The organism is Nocardioides donggukensis (assembly GCF_014842875.1).
GTDB classification, from domain to species: Bacteria; Actinomycetota; Actinomycetes; order Propionibacteriales; family Nocardioidaceae; genus Nocardioides; species Nocardioides donggukensis.
Window position 1 is genome coordinate 103,234 of the sequence record NZ_JACYXZ010000003.1, and the last position, 24,712, is coordinate 127,945.

The 24,712-nt window shown below is 72.3% G+C and carries 24 protein-coding genes and 1 tRNA gene; 2 read left to right on the forward strand and 23 right to left on the reverse strand.

The genetic code is table 11. From position 1 onward, the window contains the following. From IE331_RS10725 to argS, 23 genes are all read right to left on the reverse strand, one after another. A complete protein-coding gene (locus tag IE331_RS10725; protein ID WP_192143408.1) occupies nt 1-933 on the reverse strand; it encodes a F0F1 ATP synthase subunit gamma in 933 nt (310 codons plus the stop codon). 3 nt (nt 934-936) lie between these two features. Beyond that, on the reverse strand, nt 937-2,577 hold the full coding sequence (atpA, locus tag IE331_RS10730) for a F0F1 ATP synthase subunit alpha (RefSeq protein WP_192143410.1): 1,641 nt from the start codon (nt 2,575-2,577) through the stop codon (nt 937-939). Nucleotides 2,578-2,632: 55 nt separating this feature from the next. Further along, entirely contained in the window at nt 2,633-3,445 is an 813-nt protein-coding gene (locus IE331_RS10735) for a F0F1 ATP synthase subunit delta (RefSeq protein WP_192143412.1), read from the reverse strand. Further along, the gene (locus IE331_RS10740) at nt 3,445-4,014 is read right to left on the reverse strand and encodes a F0F1 ATP synthase subunit B (protein ID WP_263863368.1); all 570 of its coding nucleotides are present in this window, start codon (nt 4,012-4,014) and stop codon (nt 3,445-3,447) included. Before IE331_RS10740 ends, IE331_RS10735 begins: the two co-directional genes overlap by 1 nt. Nucleotides 4,015-4,049: 35 nt before the next feature. Continuing rightward, nucleotides 4,050-4,235 (reverse strand): ATP synthase F0 subunit C, encoded by a 186-nt coding sequence (gene atpE, locus IE331_RS10745; RefSeq protein WP_082550515.1) that lies wholly within the window; start codon nt 4,233-4,235, stop codon nt 4,050-4,052. Between the two features lie 74 nt (nt 4,236-4,309). Then, nucleotides 4,310-5,137: a F0F1 ATP synthase subunit A gene (gene atpB, locus IE331_RS10750; RefSeq protein WP_192143416.1), complete on the reverse strand. Its 828-nt coding sequence runs from the start codon at nt 5,135-5,137 to the stop codon at nt 4,310-4,312. 13 nt (nt 5,138-5,150) lie between these two features. Beyond that, nucleotides 5,151-5,414 carry an AtpZ/AtpI family protein gene (locus IE331_RS10755; protein ID WP_192143418.1) on the reverse strand — a complete coding sequence of 88 codons (264 nt, stop codon included), beginning with the start codon at nt 5,412-5,414 and terminating at the stop codon, nt 5,151-5,153. 30 nt (nt 5,415-5,444) lie between these two features. Then, nucleotides 5,445-5,927, reverse strand: coding sequence for a hypothetical protein (locus IE331_RS10760; protein WP_192143420.1), 483 nt, complete (start codon nt 5,925-5,927; stop codon nt 5,445-5,447). An 88-nt stretch (nt 5,928-6,015) separates the two neighbouring features. Then, nucleotides 6,016-7,152 (reverse strand): glycosyltransferase family 4 protein, encoded by a 1,137-nt coding sequence (locus IE331_RS10765; RefSeq protein WP_192143422.1) that lies wholly within the window; start codon nt 7,150-7,152, stop codon nt 6,016-6,018. A 10-nt stretch (nt 7,153-7,162) separates the two neighbouring features. After that, on the reverse strand, nt 7,163-7,828 hold the full coding sequence (locus IE331_RS10770) for an L-threonylcarbamoyladenylate synthase (RefSeq protein ID WP_192143425.1): 666 nt from the start codon (nt 7,826-7,828) through the stop codon (nt 7,163-7,165). A gap of 61 nt (nt 7,829-7,889) precedes the next feature. After that, on the reverse strand, nt 7,890-8,750 hold the full coding sequence (gene prmC / locus IE331_RS10775) for a peptide chain release factor N(5)-glutamine methyltransferase (RefSeq protein ID WP_192143427.1): 861 nt from the start codon (nt 8,748-8,750) through the stop codon (nt 7,890-7,892). Further along, nucleotides 8,747-9,823: a peptide chain release factor 1 gene (gene prfA, locus IE331_RS10780; RefSeq protein WP_192143429.1), complete on the reverse strand. Its 1,077-nt coding sequence runs from the start codon at nt 9,821-9,823 to the stop codon at nt 8,747-8,749. The genes prmC and prfA overlap by 4 nt, the downstream gene beginning before the upstream one ends. A 124-nt stretch (nt 9,824-9,947) precedes the next feature. Beyond that, nucleotides 9,948-10,178, reverse strand: a complete 231-nt coding sequence (gene rpmE / locus IE331_RS10785) for a 50S ribosomal protein L31 (protein ID WP_192143431.1) — start codon at nt 10,176-10,178, stop codon at nt 9,948-9,950. Nucleotides 10,179-10,306: 128 nt separating this feature from the next. Next, nucleotides 10,307-11,566 (reverse strand): multidrug effflux MFS transporter, encoded by a 1,260-nt coding sequence (locus tag IE331_RS10790; protein ID WP_192143433.1) that lies wholly within the window; start codon nt 11,564-11,566, stop codon nt 10,307-10,309. Continuing rightward, nucleotides 11,563-13,026, reverse strand: a complete 1,464-nt coding sequence (locus IE331_RS10795) for a glycosyltransferase family 2 protein (protein WP_201931616.1) — start codon at nt 13,024-13,026, stop codon at nt 11,563-11,565. Before IE331_RS10795 ends, IE331_RS10790 begins: the two co-directional genes overlap by 4 nt. Next, nucleotides 13,023-14,069 (reverse strand): HEAT repeat domain-containing protein, encoded by a 1,047-nt coding sequence (locus IE331_RS10800; RefSeq protein ID WP_192143435.1) that lies wholly within the window; start codon nt 14,067-14,069, stop codon nt 13,023-13,025. The genes IE331_RS10795 and IE331_RS10800 overlap by 4 nt, the downstream gene beginning before the upstream one ends. Then, the gene (locus tag IE331_RS10805; protein ID WP_192143437.1) at nt 14,066-14,440 is read right to left on the reverse strand and encodes a response regulator transcription factor; all 375 of its coding nucleotides are present in this window, start codon (nt 14,438-14,440) and stop codon (nt 14,066-14,068) included. Before IE331_RS10805 ends, IE331_RS10800 begins: the two co-directional genes overlap by 4 nt. A 21-nt stretch (nt 14,441-14,461) precedes the next feature. Next, a complete protein-coding gene (gene rho / locus IE331_RS10810) occupies nt 14,462-16,264 on the reverse strand; it encodes a transcription termination factor Rho (RefSeq protein WP_449866965.1) in 1,803 nt (600 codons plus the stop codon). Nucleotides 16,265-16,583: 319 nt separating this feature from the next. After that, nucleotides 16,584-17,516, reverse strand: coding sequence for a homoserine kinase (thrB, locus tag IE331_RS10815; protein ID WP_192143441.1), 933 nt, complete (start codon nt 17,514-17,516; stop codon nt 16,584-16,586). A 12-nt stretch (nt 17,517-17,528) separates the two neighbouring features. Further along, nucleotides 17,529-18,599 carry a threonine synthase gene (gene thrC / locus IE331_RS10820; RefSeq protein ID WP_192143443.1) on the reverse strand — a complete coding sequence of 357 codons (1,071 nt, stop codon included), beginning with the start codon at nt 18,597-18,599 and terminating at the stop codon, nt 17,529-17,531. Further along, nucleotides 18,596-19,882: a homoserine dehydrogenase gene (locus IE331_RS10825; RefSeq protein WP_192143446.1), complete on the reverse strand. Its 1,287-nt coding sequence runs from the start codon at nt 19,880-19,882 to the stop codon at nt 18,596-18,598. The genes thrC and IE331_RS10825 overlap by 4 nt, the downstream gene beginning before the upstream one ends. Then, nucleotides 19,879-21,282: a diaminopimelate decarboxylase gene (gene lysA / locus IE331_RS10830; protein WP_192143448.1), complete on the reverse strand. Its 1,404-nt coding sequence runs from the start codon at nt 21,280-21,282 to the stop codon at nt 19,879-19,881. The genes IE331_RS10825 and lysA overlap by 4 nt, the downstream gene beginning before the upstream one ends. A 10-nt stretch (nt 21,283-21,292) precedes the next feature. After that, the gene (gene argS, locus IE331_RS10835) at nt 21,293-22,987 is read right to left on the reverse strand and encodes an arginine--tRNA ligase (RefSeq protein WP_192143450.1); all 1,695 of its coding nucleotides are present in this window, start codon (nt 22,985-22,987) and stop codon (nt 21,293-21,295) included. 144 nt (nt 22,988-23,131) lie between these two features. Here argS and IE331_RS10840 point away from each other — a divergent pair. Both IE331_RS10840 and IE331_RS10845 read left to right on the forward strand, forming a co-directional pair. Beyond that, nucleotides 23,132-23,206: transfer RNA gene (locus tag IE331_RS10840), tRNA-Arg, on the forward strand. Between the two features lie 132 nt (nt 23,207-23,338). Then, nucleotides 23,339-24,709: a choice-of-anchor P family protein gene (locus IE331_RS10845; RefSeq protein WP_192143452.1), complete on the forward strand. Its 1,371-nt coding sequence runs from the start codon at nt 23,339-23,341 to the stop codon at nt 24,707-24,709. Nucleotides 24,710-24,712 lie beyond the last annotated feature (3 nt).

Consider the following 24,712-nt stretch of genomic DNA (forward strand, 5'->3'; position numbering starts at 1 on the left):
TCACTCACTCCCGGCTTGGGCGTCGGCAAGGGCGTTGACGCCACCGACGATCTCGCTGATTTCCTGGGTAATGCCGGCCTGACGGGCCTGGTTGGCGATGCGCTTGTACTTCTTGATGAGCTCGTCGGCGTTGTCCGTGGCCGACTTCATGGCCTTCTGACGGGCGGCCAGCTCGGAGGCCGCCGCCTGCAGCAGGGCGAAGAAGATCCGGCTCTGCACGTAGCGGGGCAGCAACGAGTCGAGGACGTCGGACGGCGACGGCTCGAACTCGTAGAGCGGCAGCAGGTCCTCGTCCTCCGGCGCCTCCTCCCCCTCGACGACCTCGAGCGGCAGCAGCCGGATCGCGGTCGGCTCCTGGCTGAGCATCGACCGGAAGCGCGTGTAGACCACGTGCACCTCGTCGACACCCTGCGGGGCACCCTCCTCGGCCGGCGTCTCGTCGTCGCCGAGGAAGGCGGCGATGAGCGTGGCCCCGATGTCGGCGGCCACGTCGTAGGTCGGCTGGTCGGAGAACCCGGTCCAGGTCTGCGCCACGGGGCGGCGGCGGAACTTGAAGTACGCCTCCCCCTTGCGGCCGGTGATGTAGACGTCGACCTGCTTGCCCTCGTCCTTGAGCTTCTCGATGAGGCGCTCGGCCTCCTTGAGCACGTTCGAGGAGTAGGCACCGGCGAGGCCCCGGTCGCTGGTCACGATCAGGACCGCGGCCCGCTGGGGGTTCTCCGGCTCGGTGGTGAGCGCGTGGTCGACGTTCGAGAACGTCGCCACCGCCGACACCGCACGGGTCAGCTCGCGCGCGTACGGCGCGGCCGCCTGGGCCCGCTGCTGCGCCTTGATGATCCGGGACGCAGCAATGAGCTCCATGGCGCGCGTGATCTTCTTCATCGACTCGGTCGACTTGATCCGCGCGCGGTACTCACGCAGCGATACGGCCATGGGTCAGCCCCGCTTCTGCTTGACGATCTGCTCCTGCTCCACGTCCTCGTCCTCAAGCGCCTCGTGCTCCTCGCGCCCGGCCTTGATCGAGCCCCCCTCGGAGGTCTCGAACTGGTCGAGGAAGGAGTCGTAGGCACCCTCGAGCTCGGTCGCGGTGGAGTCCTCGAACTTCTGGCTCTCCCGGATGCCCGCGAGGATGCCCTCGTGCGAGCGGCGCAGGTAGTCGATGAACTCGTTCTCGAAGCGCAGCACGTCGGGGGTGGGGACCCGGTCGAGGCGACCGGTGGTGCCGGTCCACAGCGCCACCGTCATCTCGTCGAGCGGGTACGGCGAGTACTGCGGCTGCTTGAGCAGTGCCATCAGTCGCTGGCCCCGCTCGAGCTGCTGCCGGGAGGCGGCGTCGAGGTCGGAGGCGAACATCGCGAACGCCTCCATGGCACGGAACTGCGCCAGGTCGACCTTGAGCGAGCCGGTGACCGCCTTCATGGCCTTCGTCATGGCGGCGCCACCCACCCGCGAGACCGAGACGCCCACGTCGATGGCGGGGCGCTGGTTGGAGGCGAACAGGTCCGACTGCAGGAAGATCTGGCCGTCGGTGATCGAGATGACGTTGGTCGGGATGAACGCCGAGACGTCGTTGGCCTTGGTCTCGATGATCGGCAGCCCGGTCATCGACCCGGCACCCATGTCGTCGGAGAGCTTCGCGCACCGCTCGAGCAGCCGGCTGTGCAGGTAGAACACGTCACCCGGGTAGGCCTCGCGGCCCGGCGGGCGGCGCAGCAGCAGCGAGACGGCGCGGTAGGCCTCGGCCTGCTTGGTCAGGTCATCGAACACGATGAGGACGTGCTTGCCCTCGTACATCCAGTGCTGGCCGATGGCCGAGCCGGTGTACGGCGCGAGGTACTTGAAGCCGGCCGAGTCCGAGGCCGGCGAGGCCACGATGGTGGTGTACTCGAGCGCGCCGGCCTCCTCGAGGGCGCCGCGGACCGAGGCGATCGTCGAGCCCTTCTGGCCGATGGCGACGTAGATGCAGCGGACCTGCTTCTCCGGGTCGCCGGTCTCCCAGTACTGCTTCTGGTTGATGATCGTGTCGATCGCGATCGTGGTCTTGCCGGTGGCGCGGTCGCCGATGATGAGCTGGCGCTGGCCGCGGCCGATCGGCGTCATGGCGTCGATCGCCTTGATGCCCGTGGCGAGCGGCTCGTGCACCGACTTGCGCTCGACCACGCTGGGGGCCTGGAGCTCGAGGGCACGACGGCCGGTGGTCTCGACGTCGCCGAGCCCGTCGATCGGGGTGCCGAGCGGGTCGACCACGCGGCCGAGGTAGCCGTCGCCGACCGGCACCGAGAGGATCTCCCCGGTGCGGCGGACCGCCTGGCCCTCCTCGATCTTGTCGAAGTCACCGAGGATGACGACGCCGATCTCGCGGGTGTCGAGGTTGAGGGCGATGCCCAGCGTGCCGTCCTCGAACTCGAGCAGCTCGTTGGCCATGACGGACGGCAGGCCGCTGACCCGGGCGATGCCGTCACCGGCCTCGGCGACCGTGCCGACCTCTTCCTTGCTGGCAGTCTCGGGCTCGTAGTCCGCCACGAAGCGCTGCAGTGCGTCCCGGATCTCGTCCGGACGGATGGACAGCTCCGTCATTTCTGGTTCCTCACTGTTCGGGTGCTCGAAGGTCGGGGTCGTGGGTGGGGCCGGGTCATCCGGCCAGTCGGCGGCGGGCGTCGGCGAGGCGGGCGGAGACGGTGCCGTCGATGACGTCGTCTCCGATCTCGACGCGGATCCCGCCGATCACCGTGGGGTCGACCACGATGTTGAGGTGCACGTCGCGGCCGTACTGGGTGGACAGGGCCGACCGGAGCCGCTCCTGCTCACCGTCGGAGAGCTCGCTCGCGGCGCGGACCGTGGCCACGCTCTCCCCGTGCACACCGGCGGCGACCTTCTGGTACTCGCGCATGGCCACCGAGATGGTGCGGTACGTGCCGGCCAGCGACTGGTCGACCAGACGGGCCGTGGCGGACAGGGTCCGGCCCTCGAGGAGTCCCCGGAGCAGGTCCCGCTTGTCGGACACGGACCGGCTGGGGTCCGAGAGGGCGCTGCGCAGGTCGGGGTTCTCCACCAGGACCTGCTCGAAGGCGAACAGCTCGTCGGCGACCCGACCGGGCTCGTCGGCCGAGCGGATCACGGCCTCGACACCCAGGTTCTCCAGCGTGTCCGGCAGGTCCCGGGGGCGGGTCCACCGCTGCTCGACGGCGCCGACGACCAGGTCGAGGGTGACCGGGTCGACCTTGCCGTCGAACAGGCCGCGCACGAGCTCGCCCCGGGCGCGGCCGTCGACGGAGACGTCGGTGACGGTACGACGCAGGCTCGGGTTGGTGCGGAGCACGCCGGACACGCCGAAGAGCTCCTCCCCGACCTGCGCCGCCTTGCGGGAGCCGACCTCGGAGATCGCCGCCCGCAACCGGTCACCCAGCGTGGCGGCCGCGTCGGCCGACGGTCCTCGAAGCAGCATCAGCGCGCCCCGTCGCCGTTCGTGGACGTGCCACCCGAGCGGGCCGACTCCATGGTCTCGAGGTCGGCCAGGAACCGCTCGACGACCCGGTTCGACCGGTCGTCGTCGTCGAGGCTCTCCCCGACGATGCGGCCGGCCAGCGCGGTGGCCAGCGTGCCCACCTCCGCCCGGAGCGAGGTGACCGCCTGCTGGCGCTCGGCCTCGATCTGGGCCTTGCCGTGGTCGACGATCCGCGTGGACTCGGCCTGGGCCTGGTCCCGCATCTCGGAGACGATCGCGGCGCCCTGCTCCCGGGCCTCCTCACGGATGCGGGCCGCCTCGTGCCGGGCGTCGGCGAGCTGCTTCTCCAGCTCGGCGAGCTTGGCGTCGGCCTCGGCCTGCTTGGTCTCGGCCGCGGCCAGACCCCCCTCGATCGCCGACGTGCGCTCGGAGAAGGTCTTCTCGAAGTTCGGCACGACGAACTTCTTCACGGCCAGGAACAGCAGGCCGAAGACGACGAGCGACAGGACGATCTCGACGGGGTGCGGGATGAGCGGGTTCAGCTCTTCCCCGGCCGCGAGGAGGTTCAGCGTCTGCATGGGCGGTCCTTCAGTCGGTTGTCCGGTCAGAGAACGAACGCGAGGGCGATACCGATGATGGCGAGCGCCTCAGCGAGGGCGAAGCCCAGGATGGCGATCGACTGGAGGCGGCTCTGCGCCTCCGGCTGACGCGCGACGCCGGAGATGTAGGCGGCGAAGATCAGACCGATGCCGACGCCGGGGCCGATCGCAGCCAGGCCGTAGCCGATCATGTTCAGGTTGCCTTCCACGGCACTTTCCTTTCGTTGTTCCTGCTCTGGTGTTACGTAGGGGGTGGAACGGTCTCTCAGTGCTCGTCGGCGACGGCACCCTGGATGTACATCGCGTTCAGGAGCACGAAGACGTACGCCTGGAGGAACTGGATCAGGATCTCCAGGAAGGCGACCGCGATGAACAGCACCCAGGCGAGGATCCCCACCGGGGCGAACTGGATCGCCATGTGGAGGAGGATGTACTCGCCACCGAGTGCGAAGAGGATCAGCAGCAGGTGGCCGGCGAACATGTTCGCGAAGAGTCGCAGTGCGAGCGTGAAGGGTCGCACCAGGATGTTCGACATGAACTCCAGCGGCACCAGCAGCAGGAGGATCGGGCCGCCGACGCCGGAGGGCACCGACTGCAGCTTGAGGTAGCCGACCAGCCCGTGCTTCTTGATGCCCACGCCGTTGTAGATGACCCAGCTCAGGACGGCGAGGCTGTAGACCATGCCGGAGCGGGAGAACGTGGGGAACTGGATGAGCGGGACGCTCGCCATGAGGTTGTTGACGAGCAGGAAGAAGAAGAGCGCGAACAGGTAGGGGACGAAGCGCATGAAGTCGGCCGAGCCGATGATGTCGCGACCCATGGAGTTCCGGACGAAGCCGTAGGCCTCCTCCGCGACGTACTGCATGCGGCCCGGCACCATCTCCCGGCGCTTGGCGGCGAGGTAGAAGAAGCCGAACACGAGGATCGCGGCGAGGACCAGCTGCACCATCGGCTTGGTGACGCCGATGTAGTGGCTCTGCCCGAGCCACTCGAAGGTCCCGGTCCCGCCACCGATGGGCGGGAGGTTGAAGTCGCCCGGCCCCGGGGGCGTGAACCCCTCGGCCCGGACAACGAGCGTCCCGATCAAACTCACCGTGTCTCCTACCTCAGCCCGACAACGTCTCGTCTTGCGGTGGTGCGACCTGACGGTTGAACCGCGCCCAGGTCATGTAGATCCCCAGCCCCGCACCGAGCAGGATGCCGACGACCACCAGGAAGGATGTGTCCCACCACTGGTCCAGCGCCCAGCCCAGCAGCCCGTACATCGCCACACCCGACACCAGGTACCCGAACGCGTGCCACGGGTCGCCTCGTGGGGTGTCGTCGGAGGTGCCGCCGGGACGAGCAGACGGGGGTTTCTGCTGAGCCATCGCGCCCCGGACAATAGCAGCCGGACCGGGTCATCGCGCACCCGCCTCCGGCCGCTCGCGGAGGCCGCTGCCGGCCCGCTCCTCGGGCAGGTCGTAGGCCGGGAGGCGCAGCCGCACCGCGAGCACGATCTGGCTGGCCAGCCAGCCGAGGGTGCCGACGATCACGGCACCGGCCAGCCAGCGGCGGTCCAGCGTCGCGTCCAGCAGGCCGGAGGAGTCGAGGGTCACGAAGGCCACCGCCATCGCCGCCACCTGGAGCGTGTAGGTCAGGAGCGCCACCAGCAGCGAGGCCGCGGGGACCAGGCCGGCCACGAGGTGCACGGTGCCTGCTCCGAAGGCGAAGACCACGATCACGAGCAGGACCCCGGTGAGGGCGCCGTACGCGGCGGGGGCACCGCCGGTGGCCGCGCCGACGAGCGTGACGACCAGGCCCACGAGGAAGGTGGCGACCGCGGCGCCGAGGAGCACGGACCCGCCCCGGAAGGGGCTGTGGTGCTGCGACTCGGTCGTCATGGCGGCGGCCGTTCTCTTCGGGGGAATCAGGCGCCTCTCGGCGCTTGTGAAAAGTAGCACAAAGTCCCGGCGGGTCGCCAACCGGTGCTCAGGCCGGCTCGACGGCCGGGTCGATCCCCCGGAACCGGGGCACCACGAACGTCAGGACCACGGTCAGCACCAGCCACGCCACGAGCAGGCCCCACACCAGCGGACCGGAGTAGAGGCTCCCGAGGACGGTCCCGAAGCCGATGAGGCCGGCCCAGAGCCAGATGATCAGCACCGCCCGGCGGTGGGAGTGGCCGATCTCGAGCATCCGGTGGTGCAGGTGCTGCTTGTCGGGGTGGTAGAACATCTCGCCGCGCCGGGTCCGGCGCACGACCGCGAGGGTCAGGTCCGCGAACGGCACCACCAGGATCGACAGCGGCACGATGATCGGGAGCAGGGTGGGCAGCAGGCTGGCCCCGGACTCCCGTCCGCCCTGGGTGATGTCGGTGACCGCGAACTGGCCGGTCAGGGTGAGCGCCGAGGCGGCGAGCGCCAGCCCGAGCAGCATCGAGCCGCTGTCGCCCATGAACAGCCGGGCCGGGTAGAAGTTGTGCGGCAGGAAGCCGATGCAGGCGCCGCCCAGCGCCGCGGAGAGCAGGGCGCCGGTCACCGCCAGGGTGACCCCGTTCAGGGCGGCCAGCTGGTAGCAGAACACGAAGAACGCCACCGCCCCCACGCCGATCACGCCCGCGGCGAGGCCGTCCAGGCCGTCGACGAAGTTGACCGCGTTCACGGTGGCGACCACGGTCAGCACCGTCAGCAGGGCCGCCTGCTCCTGCGGGAGCACGAAGAGCCCCTCGCCGGGGACCGGGAAGTAGCGGTACTGCACGTCGAACGCGATCAGGAACCCCGCGGCCAGCACCTGGCCGCCCAGCTTGGTGAGCGCGTCGAGCTCGAACAGGTCGTCGAGGACCCCGACCAGGCAGATCAGGGCGGCCGCGACCAGCACCACGCCGGCGTCCCGGAACACGTTCGGCGCGCTGAGCGAGAGGAACGGGAGCTCGCGCGCCACGACGTACGCCGCGACCAGGCCGCCGAGCATGGCCAGTCCACCGAAGTACGGGATCGGCACGACGTGCATGTCCCGGTCCCGGACCTGGGCCACCGCCCCGGTCCGCAGTGCCACCTCGCGGGCGATCACGGTCAGCAGGTAGGTCATGGACGCCGCGACCAGGAAGACCAGGAGGTACTCGCGCACGGGGTCTGCCTCAGCCCTCGTCCGTCAGCGTGGCCCCGAGCGGCTCGAGGACGGCGTTCAGCTCGGCCAGGCCCAGCGCGCCCGGGCGGAGCACCCGGCCCTGGCTGCCGGTGACGTCGATGATCGTGGAGGGCACCTCGCCGGCGCTCGGGCCGGCGTCGACGATGGCCGTCACCGAGTCGCCGAGCATGGCGTCGGCCTGGTCGGCGTCGAGCGCGGCCGGGTGCCCGGTGAGGTTCGCCGAGCTGACCGCGAGCGGCCCGGTGCGCTCCAGCACCTCCAGCGTCACCGGGTGGTCCGGCATCCGCACGGCGACCGTCCCGCGGGTGTCGCCGAGGTCCCACTGGAGCGAGCTCTGCTGCCGGCAGACCAGCGTCAGGGGGCCCGGCCAGAACCGCTCGACCAGGGCCCGGGCGTAGCCGGGCACACCGACCGCGAGCGCGTCCAGCGTGGTGGCGGCGCTGACCAGCACCGGTGGGGGCATGTCCCGCTCGCGCCCCTTGGCCGCCAGCAGACGGCTGACCGCGTCCGGGTCGAACGCGTCGGCGGCCAGGCCGTAGACGGTGTCGGTCGGCAGCACCACCAGCTCACCGCGTCGGATGGCCAGCGCCGCGGCCTCGATGGCCCGCTCACGTGCCGGCTCGTCGTCGTCGCCGACCGGGTACCGCGTGCTCACTCGCCTGCCACTCCTCTCGACACCGCTCGGGCTCCGCGTGCTCCCCGGGCTGGTTGGGCACTCATCCTGCCAGTCTCGCCGTCAGGTAGCGGGGACGCCCGGCCAGGTCCGGGTGGTCGCGGACCTCGCACCAACGGCCGGTCGCGGTGAAGACGGCCGGAGCGCTCCGGCCCTGGGCGTCCGCGTGCTCGGCGCCGACCACTCCCCCGGGCCGCAGCAGCAGCGCGGCCCGGCGCTCGAGCGCCTGCAGCGCCCCCAGCCCGTCCGGGCCGGAGAACAGCGCCAGGTGCGGGTCGTGGTCCCGGGCCTCCGGCGCGACCGACTCCCACGCCTCGAGCGGGATGTACGGCGGGTTGCACACCACGACGTCCACCAGGCCACGGAGGTCCTCGAAGGCGTCGGCCATGTCCCCCAGCCTCAGGTCCACCCCGGTGCCGGCCAGGTTCCGCTCCGCCCACCGGTGCGCCCCCTCGTCCAGCTCGACCGCGTGGACGCGTGCCGTGGGCACCTCGTCGGCCACCGCCCGCGCGATCGCGCCGGAGCCGGTGCAGAGGTCGACCACGACCGGGGCCTCGAGGGCCGCGGCCTGCTCCACGGCCCAGCCGGCCAGCAGCTCGGTCTCGGGGCGCGGGACGAAGACGCCAGGACCCACCGCGAGCTCGACGTGGCGGAAGCCGGCGCTGCCGGTCAGGTGCTGGAGCGGCTCCCGCGCGGCGCGCCGGGCGACCAGGTCCTCGAAGGTCGCCCGCTGCTCGGGGCCGACCACCTCGACGAGCGCGAGCCGGCCCGGCCGGACCCCCAGGACGTGGGCGAGCAGGAGCGCGGCGTCGTGCTCCGGCGAGGGGACCCCGGCGGCCCGCAGCCGACGGCCGGCCGCCGAGGCGAGGTCCCGGGGGCTGCCGGCGGCGACGGGACCGCTCACGTCTCGAGCTCCCCCAGCCGGGCGGCCAGGTCGGCCTCGACGCAGCTGGTGATGACCGCGTCCAGGTCGCCGCCGAGCACCGTGTCGAGGTTGTAGGCCTTGTATCCGGTGCGGTGGTCGGAGATCCGGTTCTCCGGGAAGTTGTAGGTGCGGATCCGCTCGGAGCGGTCCACGGTGCGGACCTGGCTGCGCCGGGCCTCGCTGGCCTCGGCGTCGGCCGCCTCCTCGGCGGCCGCCAGAAGCCGTGCGCGGAGGATGCGCATGGCCTGCTCGCGGTTCTGCAGCTGCGACTTCTCGTTCTGGCAGCTCACCACGATCCCGGAGGGCAGGTGGGTGATCCGGACCGCGGAGTCGGTCGTGTTGACGCTCTGGCCGCCGGGCCCGCTGGACCGGAAGACGTCGATGCGCAGGTCGTTCTCGTCGAGGCTGACGTCGAGCGGCTCGGCCTCCGGCAGCACCAGCACCCCGGCGGCCGAGGTGTGCACGCGCCCCTGGGACTCGGTCACCGGCACCCGCTGCACGCGGTGCACGCCACCCTCGAACTTCAGCAGGGCGTACGGCGCCTCGCCGGGCAGCGGCGCGGCGCCACGGGCCTGCACGGCCAGCGTCACCGACTTGTAGCCGCCGAGGTCGGACTCGGTGGCGTCGAGGATCTCGGTCCGCCAGCCACGCCGCTCGGCCCACCGGGAGTACATCCGCAGCAGGTCGCCGGCGAACAGCGCGGACTCCTCGCCGCCCTCGCCGGACTTCACCTCCAGCAGAGCGTCCTTGCTGTCGCTGGGCTCCCGGGGCACCAGCAGGTGTCGCAGGTGCTCGGCCGCGGCCTCGCGCCGCCGGGCCAGCTCGTCCGCCTCGTCGGCGAACGAGGCGTCCTCCGCGGCCAGCTCACGGGCGGCCCCGAGGTCCTCCCCGACCTCCTGCCACTCCCGCCAGGTGCGCACGATGGCCGCCAGCTCGGCGTACCGCTGGTTGAGCCGCTTCGCGAGCCGCTGGTCCGCATGGGTCTCCGGCGCCGCGAGTCGGGTCTCGAGCTCGGCATGCTCGGCGAGCAGTCCGTCCACTGCCTCGAACACGGTGTGCTCCTTCGATGACCCGGCCTCCCGCCGGCCGGGGGCCGGGCGGGGTGCCGTGCGGGTGGGGACGAGAAGAGGCGCCGGCCCCGCAGGTCTCCCTGCGGTGGCCGGCGCCTCGACGGAGCTACTTGCTGCTGTCCTGCTTCGCAGCCTTCTTGGCGTACCGGGCCTCGAAGCGGGCCACGCGGCCGCCGGTGTCGAGGATCTTCTGCTTGCCGGTGTAGAACGGGTGGCACTGCGAGCAGACGTCGGCGTGCATGGTGCCGGAGGTCGCGGTGCTGCGGGTGGTGAACTGCGCGCCACAGGTGCAGGTGACCTGGGTGTCGGTGTAGTTCGGGTGGATGTCCTTCTTCATGGTGTCCTCTCCTGGGTCGCCGGGTCGGTGCCGCGCGGTGCGGGACCGTGAACCGGAACCGGCGCACAAGTGTGCCACCTCCTGCAACCGCCGAGCGAATCAGGGCATTCCCCGGCGCCGACCGCCGCTCAGCCGGTGCCGGACCCGACCCGTGCGGGGCCCGGGCGCCGCACCACGGCGTACATCAGCGTCGCGGCCAGGCCGGACAGCGCCAGCATCACCACGGCCATCGGCGTGGCGCTCTGGCCCCCGAACGCGCCGACCAGCGGCGCCGCCGCCGCGCCTACCCCGAACTGGAGGCTGCCGAGCACGGCGGCGGCGGTGCCGGCCGACCCGGCGTACCGCTCGAGCGCGAGCGCGGGCGTGTTCGGCATCGACAGCCCGGCGGCCGACATCACCACCCCGAGCGGCACCAGGACGCCCACCAGGCCACCCAGGCCGGTCAGGCTGGTCACCAGCAGCAGCGCGGCGGCGGCGAAGGTGAGCAGGATGCCGGAGGTGAGCACCTGGATCAGGGAGTAGCGGCGCAGCAGCACGGGGTTGAGCTGGGACCCGACCACGAAGCCGGCCGCGTTGACGCCGAAGACGATCGCGAAGGTGCGCTCGGAGAGCCCGTAGCCCTCCTGGAGGACGAAGGAGGCGCCCGAGACGTAGGCGAACAGCGTCGCCATCATGGAGCCGCCGATGAGGGCCAGGGCGAGGAACCGGGCGTCCCGGAACAGCCCGCCGTACGCCGCGAGGCTGGCCCGGACCCGGGCCGGACGACGACGCTCCGGGGGCAGGGTCTCGTGCAGCGAGCGGGCGGCCAGCGTCGCGAGCAGCAGGGCGGCGAGGGCGAGGACGTCGAAGATCCGGCGCCAGCCGGTCCACTCCAGCACCAGCCCGCCGAGGGACGGCGCGATGATCGGCGCCAGCCCGATGACCAGGATCAGCCGGGCCATGAGCCGAGCCATGGCGACCCCGGCGAACCGGTCGCGGACCATCGCCATCGCGGTCACCGACACCGACGCGCCGGCCAGCCCCTGGAGCACCCGCAGCACCGACAGCATCTCGATCGTGGAGGCCATCGAGCACAGGATCGAGGCGACGGCGTGGACCAGCAGGCCGACCAGCAGGGGGCGACGCCGTCCGAAGGCATCGGAGAGCGGGCCGATGACCAGCTGCCCCAGGGCGAGCCCGCAGAGCATCCCGGTCAGCGTCAGCTGCACCTGGGAGGGCGTCGCCGACAGGTCCTCGGCGATCCGGGGGAAGGCCGGGAGGTACATGTCGATCGAGAGCGGCCCGAGCGCGATGAGCGCGCCGAGCACGAGCACGAACCTGAGGTAGTCGCGGTCCCCCTGTCCTTCGGGCCCGGGGGCGCGTCGGTCGGCCGCCGGGTGGGTGCTCACGCGCCGTCCCCGAACCCGCGGCGCTTCATCTCGCCCCAGTCGTGCTGGCTGCGGCGCACCGCCTCGACCGCCCCACCCATCCGCCACCAGGCGTTGAGCTGCCGGTAGCCGAAGTTTTCCTCCACGGCCGCCCGGATCGCGCGCAGCAGGTCGCCCACCCCGCGGTACCGGCGGTAGGACATCTCCTCGGCCAGCAGCGCGACCATCGTCAGCAGGAAGGAGTACAGGATCGAGGCGGAGAACAGCAGCACCACCAGGGTCGGGTCGACCAGGTCGGTGGAGAGGAACCCGAGGTCCTCGAGGCCGAGCAGCACCAGGACCACGAAGAAGTAGACCAGCCCGAAGATCTCCAGGAACGGCGCCAGCAGCTCGAAGACCACGAACCACGGCATGGTGACCAGGCCGACGAAGCCGTAGCGGCGTCGGAAGAGCATGTCCCGGTGCCGGGTGAGGATCTCGGCGAGCCCGCGGTGCCACCGGCGGCGCTGCTTGCGCAGGGTCGCCCGGTCCTCGGGAGCCTCGGTCCAGGCCACCGGCTCGGAGACGAACACGACCTTGCCGGCGCGGTCGCCGTCGCCCATCCACCGGTAGATCCGCACGACCAGCTCGGCGTCCTCGCCGATGCAGTCGGTGGCCATTCCCCCGACCTCCACCAGGACGTCCTTGCGGAACAGGCCGAACGCGCCGGAGATGATCAGCAGGCCCCCGGTGGCCGACCAGCCCGCGCGACCGATCATGAAGGCCCGGAGGTACTCCACCACCTGCACCCGCGCCAGCCAGCGCCGAGGCATCCGGACGTTGGTGACCCGGCCCTGGGAGATCGTGGACCCGTTCGCCACCCGGACGACGCCCCCTGCGGCCACGACCTCCGTGGGCTCGTCGGCGAACGGACGCGACACGTGCAGCAGGGAGTCGGGGTCGAGGATCGAGTCCGCGTCGACCATGCAGACCAGCTCCTTGCGGGCCAGGTTGATCCCGGTGTTGAGCGCGTCGGCCTTGCCGCCGTTCTCCTTGGTCACCAGGACCAGGCTGTGCGAGCCGCGGCGCGAGAGCCAGGTGCCGGTCACCTCGCCCACGATCGGCACCAGGTCGTCGACGACCATCGGGAGCCGGACCAGGTCGAAGGCCTCGATGAGCTTGGCGACCGTGTCGTCCTTCGAGCCGTCGTCGATCACGACGACTTCGAAGTCGGGATAGCGCATCGCCATCATCGCCTGCACCGACCCGATGATCGTCTCGGACTCGTTGTAGGCCGGCATCAGCACCGAGATCCCCCGGGCGAGCGGCTCGCCGAAGGACTCGTCGTACGCCGCGAACTGGATCCGGCGCCGGTAGTTCACGAAGTCCACGACCGCGAGCACGGTGAGTGCGAGGAAGCTGGTGTTGATCAGCAGCGAGTAGGAGATGAAGAACCACCCCATCGCCTCGATCAGCCCCCGCAGCAGCTCCACGACGCTCATCGCAGCCCACCGCGCAGGCCCTGGACGGCGAGGGCCTCGGCGGCGTACGGCGAGGGGTTGCGACGCAGGGTCTCCCGCCCCGGGTCGCCGAGCGCGAGCAGGGCCGCGGCGATGGCCCGGCTGGTCAACCGGGAGGCCTCGGTCAGGGCACGGTCGAGCCCCTCCGCGGCGCGCGGGTCCCCGATGTCGCCCAGGGCCGCGGCGGCGGAGCGGCGGACCAGCTCCTCGGGCTCGTCGAGCGCCGCGGTGAGTCCGGGGATCGCCTGCGGGACGCCGATCCGGCCGAGGGCCTCGGCGGCCGCGGCCCGCAGGCCGGGTGCCTCGTCGCCCAACGCGTCGAGGAGCAGCGGCACGGCGGAGACGTCGCCGAGCAGGCCGAGCACGATCGCGGCGATCTCGGCGTGGCGGGCGTCCCGCCGCCCGCTCGGGACGGCGAGGACCTCGCGCAGCCGAGGGGCGCCGGCGGTGCCGATCCGCTCGAGGGCGCTGACCAGGTCCCGGGTCAGCCGGGTGTCGGAGCCGCAGGAGTCGAACAACGGTCCGACCGCCTCCGGGTCGGCGACGCTGCCGAGGGCGCGGACGGTCACCCGCCGCACGAGGAAGGAGTGGTCGCCGAGGCGGGGCAGGAGCGACGCCGTCGCATCGGCCGGGTGCAGCGCCCCGAGCCGGTAGGCACCGCGACAGCGGCGCACCACCGAGCGGGAGGACAGCAGCTGCCGGGCCCGCTCCGCGGCACCCCGGGAGGAGAGCAGACCCACGAGCACCAGTCGGGACTCGCCCCGCACCTTCGGCAGCAGGGCGAAGATCTGCTCCTCGGTCGCCGGCCAGGCCGAGGGAGGCAGCGCGTCGAGACTGGCCTGCGCGGCGGCGGCCTCCTCGGGCTCGCCCATGATCAGCATCATCACCTGGTCGCGACGCTGGGCGTGCCGACGAGCCCGCCGACGCTCCCTCAGGTCACTGGTGAAGCGCAGGAAGAGCAGGCCCACGATCAGGCCGACGGTGATCAGGCACAGCGACGCGACGAGGAGGGCCAGGCCATTCACGCACCACTCCGAGCCAGCACCGCGGTGACCCTGGATGCCAGCTCGCGCGGCGAGAACGGCTTGGTGATGTAGTCGTCGACCCCGGTGGCGAAGCCCTGCTCGATGTCCGCCTCCTGGGCCCGGGCGGTCAGCAGGATGATCGGCAGCGTCGCCGTCCCCGGATCGGCACGCAGCGCACGCGCGGCGTCCAGCCCACTCATACCCGGCATCATCACGTCGAGGAGCACCAGGGCCGGCCGTTCCGCCTGACAGGCGGAGACTGCTGCGGCACCGTCCGAGACCGCCGTGACCTCGTGCCCGGACTGGCGGAGCTTGAAGACCACCAGCTCCCGGATGTCCTCGTCGTCATCAGCGACAACGATGTTGACCATGGCCGGAGTGTACCCGGGACCCTAGTCCTCCTCGCGGCCGCCACTCGGGGTGGTCTTCTGCACCTGCATGAGGAACTCGATGTTGCTCTGGGACTTCTTCAGGCGCTCCAGCAGCAGCTCGAGGGCCTGCTGGCCGTCGAGGCCCGAGAGCACCCGGCGCAGCTTCCACACGATGCTGAGCTCCTCCTTGCTCATGAGCAGCTCCTCGCGCCGGGTCCCCGACTGCACCGCGTCGATGGCCGGGAAGATCCGCTTGTCGGCGAAGTCGCGGCGCAGCCGGATCTCCATGTTGCCGGTGCCCTTGAACTCCTCGAAGATCACCTCGTCCATCTTCGAGCCGCTCTCGATCAGGGCGGTGGCCAGGATCGTCAGGGATCCGCCGTTCTCGATGTTGCGGGCGGCCCCGAAGAAGCGCTTGGGCGGGTAGAGCGCGGCCGAGTCGACGCCGCCGGAGAGGATCCGGCCGCTGGCCGGCGCGGCCAGGTTGTAGGCGCGGCCCAGTCGGGTGATGCCGTCGAGCAGCACGACCACGTCGTGGCCGAGCTCGACGAGGCGCTTGGCGCGCTCGATCGCGAGCTCGGCGACGGTGGTGTGGTCGCTGGCGGGGCGGTCGAACGTCGAGGAGATGACCTCGCCCTTCACCGACCGCTCGAAGTCGGTGACCTCCTCGGGCCGCTCGTCGACCAGCACCACCATGAGGTGGCACTCCGGGTTGTTCGTGGTGATCGAGTTGGCGATGGACTGCATGATCATCGTCTTGCCGGCCTTGGAGGGCGAGACGATCAGGCCACGCTGGCCCTTGCCGATCGGCGCGGCGATGTCGATGACCCGGCCGATGAGGTTCGTGGGCTCGGTCTCGAGGCGCAGCCGCTCGGAGGCGTAGAGCGGCGTCAGCTTGGCGAAGTCGACCCGGGAGGTGGCCGACTCCGGCTCGGCGCCGTTGACCGAGTCGATGCGAACCATCGGGTTGAACTTCTCCTTGCGCTCCCCCTCGCGCGGCTGACGCACCTGGCCGACGATCGCGTCGCCGCGGCGCAGCCCGAACTTGCGGACCATGGAGAGGGCGACGTACACGTCGTCGGCACCGGGGAGGTAGCCGCTGGTCCGGACGAAGGCGTAGTTGTCGAGGACGTCGAGGATCCCGGCCGCCGGGACCAGGACGTCGTCCTCGAGGATCGTGGTGTCCGGCTCGTTCCGGCTCCGCGCACCCCCGCCGGACCGGTCGCCGCGCTCGGAGCGCTCGTTGCGGTCGTTGCGGTCCCGACCGCGCCGGCGGCGGTTGCGGCCGCTGCCCTGACCGTCGCGGGGCTGGTCGCCCCGGTTGGACTGGCCCGACTGGTCGCCGCGGTTGGACTGGTCGCCCTGGTTCGACTGGCCGGACTGGTCACCCCGGTTGCCCTGGTCCTCCCGGTCGGACCGCTCCCGGTCACCCCGGCCGGTCTGCTCGGACCGCTCGCCCCGGTTCGACCGCTCGTCCCGGTTCGACCGCTCGTCCCGGTTCGACCGCTCGCCCCGGTTCGGCTGCTCGCCCTGGTTCGACCGCTCGCCCTGGTTCGACTGCTCGCCCTGCCGCCGGCCCTGCCCGTCCCGGTCGCGGCCCGGGCGCTCCTGCTGGGGGGCGTCCTGCTGGGAGCCCTTCTGGGCGTTCTGCTGGGAATCCTGCTGGGCGGCCTTCTGCGGGGCCGACTGCTTCGGGGCACCCTGCTGGGGCGAGCCCCCCGCCCGGGCGGACGTGATCGCCTCGACCAACTGGGCCTTCTTCATGCCCCCGGCGCCCGCGATCCCCATGCTGCCGGCCATCGACTTCAGGTCGGCGATCAGCATCGAGTTGAGTCCACCACCGCGCTTCTTGGCCGAGGCCTTGGGGGCGTCGGCGGCTGCACCGTCTGCGGCAGCGGGGGTGGAGTCGATCATGTCCGTCACGTGAGGTCCTTCCCACGTATCAGCGCCGATCCGGCTTGCCGGCCGGCGGCGGCTTCGTGTGTGCCCCGGCGCCCGGTCGTCACGGCCCAGTGGCCCGACCCGGTCGCGGAGATGGAGGGGTGCACCAGTCGGGGCGGACCCCTCGTCGGTGCGAACGCCAACGAACGTGGCGCCCGCTCAGCCTAACACCCGGCCGACCCGGATGTGACACAACCGACGCTCACGGCCCGAGCAGGGCACCGTGGGTGTCGAGGTCCAGATGCGTGGCCTGCCAGCCGTCCGGGCAGCGCCGGAGCAGGTCGTCGGGTCCGGTGGCCCAGCCGGCCGTGGGCCGGGCCGGCCCGTCGGTGAAGCACAGCACCGTCGGTCCGGCACCGGAGACGACCGCGGCGTGCCCGTCGGCCCGGAGCGACCGCACGAGGGCCAGCGACTCCGGCATCGCCCGCTCGCGGAACTCCTGGTGCAGGTAGTCGCGGGTGGCGGTCGCGAGCAGGTCGGGACGTCCGGCCAGGGCGGCCACGAGCAGCGCCGTCCGGCCGGAGTTGGCGGCCGCCTCGGCGTGCGGCACGGTTGCGGGCAGCAGCCCACGGGCCACCTCCGTGCGCACCGGGGTCGGCGGGACGAACACCACGGCCGAGATCCGCGGGTCCACCGGCGAGGGGACCGCGTAGAACCCGCCGTCCTCCTGACCGGCGATGACGAAGCCTCCGAGCAGGGCCGGCGCGACGTTGTCGGGGTGCCCCTCCATCCGGGCCGCCAGGTCGAGGAGGGCGTCGTCGTCGAGCAGCAGCGAACCGCCGCCGACCAACCCCCTCGCGAGCACCAGCCCCGCCACGATGGCCGCCGAGGAGGACCCGAGCCCGCGGCTGTGCGGGATCCGGTTGGTGCACCGCAGGCTGAGCCCGGGCGGCTGCGTGGCGCCCATGGCGGCGAACGCCTCGTGCATGGCGCGCACCACCAGGTGCGAGGCGTCGCGCGGCACCTCGTCGGCCCCGGCTCCGGTCACCTCGACGAGGAGACCGCTCCCGACGACCCGGGCCTCCAGCTCGTCGCGCAGGCCCAGGGCCAGCCCGAGGGAGTCGAAGCCCGGCCCGAGGTTGGCCGAGGTGGCCGGCACCGTGACCCGGACCGGCTCGTCGACGTAGCGCACCATCGTCGGCGCCGCTCAGGCCCGGAGGCCGGCGGCGGCCGCGGCGGCACCCACCTCCGCGTCGACGATGTTGTCGACGAGGTGGCCGAAGCCCTCCAGCGCCGTCGCGGTGTCCTTCAACCCGTGCCCGGTGACGGTCACCACGATCGTCCGACCCGCGAGGGACTCCCCCGCCCGGGCGTCGCGCAGCAGCCCGGCGACGCCGGCCGCGGAGGCGGGCTCCACGAACACCCCGTCCCGGGCCGCTAGCTCACGCTGCCCGGCCAGGATCTCGTCGTCGGACAGCGCCGCGAACCCGCCACCGGACTCCTCCGCCGCGGTCACCGCGAGCTTCCACGACGCGGGGTTGCCGACCCGGATCGCGGTCGCCTTGGTCTCGGGCTCGGGGAACGGCTCCCCGGTGACGAGGGGCGCCGCGCCCTCGGCCTGGAAGCCCCGCATCCGCGGCAGCCGGGTCGCGCGGCCGAGGTCGGCGTACTCCCGGTAGCCCATCCAGTACGCCGAGATGTTGCCGGCGTTGCCCACGGGCAGGTAGTGCAGGTCCGGTGCGTCGCCGAGCAGGTCGACGATCTCGAAGGAGGCGGTCTTCTGGCCCTGGAGCCGGTAGGGGTTGACCGAGTTCACCAGCGCGACCGGGTAGGCCTCGGACAGACCGCGGGCGATCGTCAGGCAGTCGTCGAAGTTGCCGCGCACCATGATCACCTGGGCGCCGTGCATGATCGCCTGCGCCATCTTCCCCGCGGCGATCTTGCCCTCGGGCACCAGGACCAGGGGCTTGAGCCCGGCCTTGGCGGCGTAGGCGGCCATCGAGGCCGAGGTGTTCCCGGTCGAGGCGCAGACCACGGCCTGCTGGCCCTCGTGCACCGCGGCCGAGATCGCGGTGGTCATCCCGCGGTCCTTGAACGAGCCGGTCGGGTTGTCGCCCTCGACCTTGAGCCACACGCTGGCCCCGGTCTCGCCGGACAGCCACCCGGACTCGACCAGCGGCGTCCCGCCCTCGCGCAGCGTGACGGCCGGGGTGCCCTCGGGGAGGTCGAGCAGGTCGCGGTACTCCTCGATGACGCCGAGCCACTGGTGCGTGCTCACTCCGACATCCCCTCCACCCGCATGACCGAGGTGATGTCGCGGACGATCTCCATCCCGCGCAGGTGCTCGACGGTGTCGGCCAGCTGCCGGTCGGTCGCCCGGTGCGAGACGACGACCAGCTGGGCGTCGTCGTCGCGACCCTCCTGGCGGACGGTCTGGATGGAGACGCCGTGCTCGGAGAAGGCGGTCGCCACGGCGGCGAGGACGCCGGCGCGGTCGGCCACGTCGATGCTCACGTGGTAGCGGGTCAGCGTCTCCCCCATCGGCAGCACCGCCCGCGCGGCGTACGACGACTCCCCGGTGCCGCGGGTCTCCGCCAGCCGGTTGCGCGCGACCGTGACCAGGTCGCCGAGCACCGCGGACGCGGTCGGCGAGCCGCCCGCCCCCGGTCCGTAGAACATGAGCTGACCGGCCGCCTCCGACTCGACGAAGACCGCGTTGTAGGCCTCACGGACCGAGGCGAGCGGGTGCGAGCGCGGGATCATCGCCGGGTGCACGCGGGCGGCGACCGCGCCGTCCTTGAGCTCGCAGATCGCCAGCAGCTTCACGACCGCGTCCATCTCGCGGGCCGAGGCGACGTCCGCGGCGGTCACCTCGGAGATGCCCTCGCGGTAGACGTCGGCGACGGTGACCCGGCTGTGGAAGGCGAGGCTGGCGAGGATCGCCGCCTTCGCCGCGGCGTCGAAGCCCTCGACGTCGGCGGTGGGGTCGGCCTCCGCGTAGCCCAGCTCCTGGGCCTCCTCCAGGGCGTCGGTGAAGCCGGCTCCCGTGGTGTCCATCTTGTCCAGGACGAAGTTCGTGGTGCCGTTGACGATGCCGAGCACCCTGGTGACGGTGTCACCGGCCAGCGACTCGCGGAGCGGTCGCAGGATCGGGATCGCGCCCGCCACCGCGGCCTCGTAGTAGAGGTCCCGACCGGCCTTCTCGGCCGCCTCGAACAACGTGGAGCCGTCCTCGGCCAGCAGGGCCTTGTTCGCCGAGACCACCGAGGCGCCGTGCTCGAGGGCGGTGAGGATCAGCGAGCGCGCGGGCTCGATGCCGCCGATCAGCTCGACCACGAGGTCCACCTCGCCACCGGAGACCAGCCCGTGCGCGTCCGTGGTGAGCAGTCCCGGCGCCACCTCGACCTCGCGCGGCGCGTCCAGCCGGCGGACCGCGACGCCGACCAGCTCCACCGGCGCGCCCACGCGCGCCGCCAGGTCGTCGGCCTGCTCGGTGAGCAGCCGGACCACCTGCGAACCGACCGAGCCACAGCCGAGCACGGCCACCTTGAGGCGCTTCATCGCGTCGCTCCCACATCCGTTGCCAACAGGTCGTCCTCAGTCTCCCGGCGTACGACGACGCGCGCGACGCCGTCCCGGACCGCGATCACCGGCGGTCGCAGCGCGTGGTTGTAGTTGCTCGCCATCGACCGACAGTAGGCCCCGGTGCCCGGCACCGCGAGCAGGTCCCCCGGCGCCAGGTCGCCGGGCAGGAACTCGTCCTTGACCACGATGTCCCCCGCCTCGCAGTGCTTGCCGACGACCCGGCCCAGCACCGGGGCCGCGGTCGAGGTGCGGGAGGCGAGGGTGCAGGAGTAGTCGGCGTCGTAGAGCGCGGTCCGGATGTTGTCGCTCATCCCGCCGTCGACGGAGACGTAGCTGCGCCGGGCGCCGCCGTCCAGCGCGACCTCCTTGACGGTCCCGATCTCGTAGACCGTGCAGACGCTCGGGCCGACGATCGCGCGACCGGGCTCGATCGAGAGCCGCGGCCGGTCCAGGCCCAGCGCCCGGCACTCGTGCTCGACGATCGCGGTCATCTCGGCGGCCAGCCGCGCCGGCTCGGCCGGGTCGTCCTGGGTGGTGTAGGCGATGCCGAACCCGCCGCCGAGGTCCATCTCGGGCATCCTCACGCCCAGGTCGGTCGCCACCCGGGCGTGCAGCGCCAGCACCCGACGGGCGGCCACCTCGAAGCCGCTGGTGTCGAAGATCTGGCTGCCGATGTGGCTGTGCAGGCCGAGCAGCTCCAGGCCCGGCGCGGCGAGCACCCGGCGTACCGCCTCGAGGGCGTCGCCCGCGGTGATCGAGAACCCGAACTTCTGGTCCTCGTGGGCGGTGGCGATGTACTCGTGGGTGTGCGCCTCCACGCCGGCGGTCACCCGCACCATCACCCGGGCCGCCCGCCCGGTGGCCGCGGTCAGCGCCTCGAGCCGCTCCAGCTCGTGGAAGGAGTCGACGATGATCCGGCCGACCCCGGCCTCGAGGGCCCGGGCCAGCTCGTCGGCGGTCTTGTTGTTGCCGTGGTAGCCGATCCGGGCCGGGTCGAAGCCGGCGGCGAGGGCGACGCTCAGCTCACCGGCGGAGCAGACGTCCAGGCAGAGTCCCTCCTCGGCGACCCACCGGGCGACGGTCGTGCAGAGGAACGCCTTGCCCGCGTAGAACACGTCGTAGTCGGCGAAGGCGTCCCGGAAGGCGCCGGCCCGGGCCCGGAAGTCGGCCTCGTCCAGGACGTACGCCGGGGAGCCGTGCTCGGCGACGAGGTCCGGGAGCGGCACCCCGCCGACGGCGAGCACCCCGTCGGCCTTCTCCGCGGTCGCGGACCACAGGTGGCCGACGAGGTCGTTGGGGTCGGCCGGCTGCCGGAGCCAGGCCGGCCCACGGGAGTTGATGTCGGCGTGCAGCGCGCCGGCCTCGTGTGCCCTCATGCCGGCCCGCTCACATGCGCTCCGGCGCCGAGACGCCGAGCAGGTCGAGTCCGTTGGCGATGACCTGCCGGGTGGCCGCGACCAGGACCAGGCGGGCGCGGTGCAGGTCGCCGGCCTCCTCGTCGCCCATCGGGAGCACCCGGCAGTTGTCGTAGAACCGGTGGTAGGAGGCGGCCACCTCCTCGAGGTACCTCGCCACCCGGTGCGGCTCCCGGAGCTGCGCCGCGGAGGTCACCACCCGGGGGAACTCGGCGAGCGCCCGCAGCAGCTCACCCTCCTTCTCGTGCGAGAGCAGCGACGGGTCGAAGCCGGTCTCGTCGGGGTCGACGGGGCCGTGGGGTGCGACCGGCAGCAGCAGGCCGAGGTCGGCGGCGTTGCGCAGGATCGAGGAGACCCGGGCGTGCGCGTACTGGACGTAGTACACGGGGTTGTCGCTGGTGGCGCGCGCCCACAGGTCGAGGTCGATGTCGATCTCGGAGTCGGAGGTGTAGCGGGCCAGGGCGTAGCGCGCGGCGTCGCGACCGATGGCGTCGACCAGGTCGTCGAGGGTGATCACGGTGCCGGCCCGCTTGGACATCCGCAGCGGCGCCCCGTCACTGAGCAGGTTGACCAGCTGGCCGATGAGGATCTCCAGGTTGGTGCCCGGGACGTCGCCGAAGGCCGCGCACATCGCCATCATCCGGCCGACGTACCCGTGGTGGTCGGCGCCGAGCATGATCAGGCAGCGGTCGAAGCCGCGCTCGCGCTTGTCGAGGTAGTAGGCGAGGTCGCCGGAGAGGTAGGCCGGCTGCCCGTTGGACCGGACGATCACTCGGTCCTTGTCGTCGCCGAACTGCTCGGTGCGCAGCCAGAGCGCGCCGTCCTGCTCGTAGGTGTTGCCGAGCTCGGTGAGCCGGTCGATCGCCCGCTGGACGGCGCCGGTCTCGTGCAGGTGGTTCTCGTGGAAGTAGACGTCGAAGTCGACCCCGAAGTCGTGCAGGGTCTTCTTGATCTCGGTGAACATCGCCTCGACGCCCTCGGCGCGGAACACCTCCTGCGCCTCCTCCTCGGGCAGGTCGAGGACGTCGGGACGGCGGTCCAGGACCGCGTCCGCGATGTCGACGATGTACTGGCCGCCGTACCCGTCCTCGGGTGCCGGCTTGCCCTGGGCGCTGGCGAGCAGGGAGCGGGCGAACCGGTCGATCTGGGCGCCGTGGTCGTTGAAGTAGTACTCCCGGGTGACCTCGGCCCCGGTGAAGGAGAAGATCCGGCCCAGCGCGTCCCCCACGGCGGCCCACCGGGTGCCGCCGATGTGGATCGGGCCGGTGGGGTTGGCGGAGACGAACTCGAGGTCGATCCGCTCGCCCGCGAACAGGTCCGAGGAGCCGTACGCCGACCCGAGGGCCAGCACCTGCGCGGCCACCGCACCCTGGGCGCCGGAGGAGACCCGCACGTTGAGGAAGCCCGGACCGGCGACCTCGACCTCGGCGATCCCGTCGGCCGAGCGCAGCTCCTCGGCGAGCAGACCGGCCAGGTCGCGTGGCGGGACCCCCGCTCGCTTGGCCAGCTGGAGGGCGAGGTTGGTGGCGTAGTCGCCGTGCTCGCGGACCTTCGGGCGCTCCACCACGACCTGCGCCGGGACCCCGTCCGGCAGCGTCACGGCGCCGCGCCCGACGAGCGTGGTCAGGGCGTGGACGATCGCGGTGGAGAGCTGCTCGGGAGTCACCCGGTCACCCTATCGGCGGCCCGCGCGGGCGGGCGCACCGAGACCGCCGGACGGGACGCCCCGCCCACCGGCACCCGGCGCCGAGACGCCACCGCCCGCTTGCAGCGCCGGTCGTGGTCCGTTGTAGGGTCGTCCCACACCCGAGCCCCCGTAGCTCAGGGGATAGAGCGCCGCCCTCCGGAGGCGGAAGCGTAGGTTCGAATCCTACCGGGGGTACCACGCCGCCGACGCGGCCACGCTCCCGGACCTTCCCGGACTTTCTCGGTTCCCCTGACGCCGCATGGCGCCTCTGTGCACACTGATTGGTCATTGGCGCTCGCCAGTATCCAATCACTGTCAGGGGATGTGGACATGCGGAACTCGATCCGACGGCTGGTGGCCGTCCACACCGCGGGTGCCACGGTGCTCGCCGGCGCCGTGGCCCTGGCCGGCGGCACGGCCGCACCCGCGCTGGCCGGCACCGTCACCGACTACGGCTTCAGCGCGAGGGCGTTCGGGAGCGTGGCCAACTTCGAGGAGGCCGGGGTCAGCTCGCAGCGCACCGCCTACAGCTTCCTCGGCTGCACCCGGGAGACCGGGGTGACCAAGACCGAGACCGTCGCCGAGACCGGCGGCTCCCTGGGCGCAGCGCTGCACGTGGCCGGGGTCGAGAACCGGACCCGGACGCTGCGCAACCCGAGGACCGGTCGGGTCGGGAGCCGCGCCACCAGCCGGGTGTCCGAGGTGGTCCTCGGCGACCCCGACGGCGTGAACATCACGATCCGGGCGCTGCGCACCCGGGCGGATGCCTGGGCGATGCCGAACGGCACCCTGCACGCCAGCTCGCGGTTCGCCTCGGCCGGGATCGGCTCGGCCACCGACACCGACCTGGACGAGGTGCTGAACGGTGTGGGCGCCACGCTCCAGGACCTGCTCGACGAGGTGGCCGCCGCACCGGGCGGCGTCCTCGAGGTGCCGAGCCTGGGTGAGATCGCCCTCGGCAACGACAAGAACCGGGTCTTCGCCAGGAGCGCGAAGGCGGGGGCGGTCGCGCTCCGGGTCACCCTGTTCGGCGAGGACCTGGCCAAGGGCGGTGGCGACGACATCGAGACCAAGATCGGCCGGGCCCGGGCGTTCGTCTACCGGAACCTGCCCGCGGGCGTCATGCGCGGCACCGCCTGGCCCGTGGACGCCAAGCTGGTCGGCGAGGTGCTCAACGTCGGGCGCGTGGTGCCCCTGCAGCTGCCGTGCAACGGGACGCGGGGGAACGTGCGCCAGGCCTCGGTGGCCGACGTCGACCTCGGGAACGCCGGCGTCGTGCAGGTCGACGCCCCGACGTCACGGGTCTTCGGCATCCAGAGGGAGGACGGCCGGGCCCGGGCCTGGACCGAGGGCCGGCTGGCCTCGCTGAACGTCGGCGGGGAGGACGGGCTCACGATCCGGGGCGTCGTGGGCCGGGCCAACGTCACGCAGGACCGCCGAGGCCGGATCACGCGCCGCAGCATGACCGGCACCACGATCGGATCGGTGACCGTCGGCGGCGAGGAGCAGTCGGTGCCCGGCCCCGGGGAGGCCGAGACCTTCGCCACCCCGGACGGTCAGGTCACCATCGAGCCCTACCTCCGCGAGGGCGGGAAGCGTGGCCTGAGGGTGACCGCCCTGCGCGTGACGATCGTCGACGACTCCCCCGGCGACACCGTGATCAACCTCGGCGTCGCCCGCGCCTACCTCAAGCGCACGTGAGTC